Annotated in this window: 1 pseudogene; it reads left to right on the top strand. The window is 76.0% G+C overall.

The window, feature by feature from the left end:
- A pseudogene (locus Y694_RS21595) lies at positions 1 to 1743 on the top strand (AsmA-like C-terminal region-containing protein); the annotation flags it as partial.

The raw sequence follows: 1743 nt of genomic DNA, 5'->3' as shown, positions 1-1743 counted from the left end.
TGGCCGTGGCTGCTGGGTGCGGTGCTCGCGCTGCCGCTGGCCGCGGCGGCGGTCATCGCCTCGGCGTGGCAGGCGCTGCACACCGAGGCCGGCACGCGCTGGTGGCTCGATCAGATCGGCATGCATGTGCCGGGGCTCACGCTCGAAGCCCCACGCGGCGCGCTGCTCGGGCCGACCAGCGAGTTCTCGCTGGCGCGGCTGTCGATCCGTGCCGGCCGCAGCACGGTCCGCATCGACGGCCTGCAATCGAGCGGTCTGGAGCTCGTCGACTGGCGCTTCGCCGCGCCCTTCGTTCATCTCCAGGCCCGCACGCTGGCCGCGCACAGCGTGGCGGTCGAGTTCTCCCCCACGCCCGCGCCGACGCCTGCCGCGGGCGCCCCGTCCGACCTGCAGCTCCCGCTGAGCGCGCGCATCGACACGCTGCGCATCGAGCGCCTGCAACTGCCGGGGCTCGCGGCGCCGATCCAGGCCCTGAGCGCGCGTGTCGAGGCCGGCAGCACCCACCGCATCGAAGCGCTGTCGTTGCGCTGGAACGGGCTGCAGGCCGAGGGCGGCGGCCAGATCGAGGCCGCCGCGCCGCTGCCGCTGCGGGCGCGCTTCGCGCTGCACGGCGCGGTTGACGCCAGCGAAGCCCAGGTACCGCCCTGGGCCCGCGACGTGACACTGGCGCTGCAGGCGGCCGGCCCGCTGAGCCGCTTCGACGCCCAGGCCACGGTGGTGATGCAATCGCAGCGCCTCGACGTCAAGGCCCAGGTCACGCCCTTCGATCCCCTGCCCGTCTCGCAGCTCGACGCGCACTTCGTGCGGCTCGACCTCGCGCGGCTGCTCGCCCCGCTCCTGTCCGCCGGCACGCCCGCGCCGACCACCGAGCTGAACGGCAGCGCGGTCCTGCAGCTCAACAACGACCAGCCGCTGGTGCTGCGGGCCCAGGTGCGCAACGAGGTCCCCGGCCGCTGGGACCAGCGGCGCGCGCCGCTGCGCGAGATCGACCTGCTGCTGCGGGGCCGCGGCACGGCGTGGGACATCGAGCGCGCCCGCGTGCAGCTGGCCTCCGATGCGCGCACCGCGGCCGGGCTGCTCGAGGCCACCGGCCGCGTCGAGGGACCCGACGCGCAGGCCCGGCTCCGGCTCGACGGCGTGCTGCTGCGGGGACTGGATCAGCGCGCCCCGCCGCTGCGGCTGAGCGGACCGGTCGATCTGAAACACGCCGCACCCGCCAACGCGGAAGCGGCCTTCGGTCGTCTCGCGTTCGATGCCCGGCTCGAAGGCGCGCTGCTCGGTCCCGCCCGCCACAACGCCCCCGTGCCGTTGCGCGGCACCGCGCAGCTCGCGTTGCGTGGCAGCGCCACGCCCACGCTCGCCGTCATCGACACGCTGAGCGCACGCGCCGGCGCCGCGCGGCTCGACGGCAAGGGGCGCGCGCAGCGCAGCGGCGAGCGCTGGGATACCGAGGCCGACCTGAAGCTCGCCGACTTCGACCCCGCGGCCTGGCTGCCCGGAGAACCCGAGGCCGCCTGGCGGCGCAGCCGCAATGCGCTCAACGGCCAGATCAATCTGCGCGCACAGGTGCCGGCGGCGGCGGCCGACACGGGTGCGCTGCTGGCGGCGCTGCGCGGCACGCTGCGCGCCGACCTGAGCGACAGCGCCTTCGCCGGCCAGCCGCTCGCGCTGCAACTGCAGGCCGATGCCGACGGCAAGGGCCGGCTCGACGCCACCGCAAGCGCCGCGCCGCCGACAACCGCG

This window comes from Methylibium sp. T29-B, assembly GCF_000576225.1.
GTDB lineage: Bacteria > Pseudomonadota > Gammaproteobacteria > Burkholderiales > Burkholderiaceae_C > Methylibium > Methylibium petroleiphilum.
The sequence above is the reverse complement of the archived record's forward strand: the minus strand, read 5'-3'. Positions and strand labels throughout refer to the sequence as shown.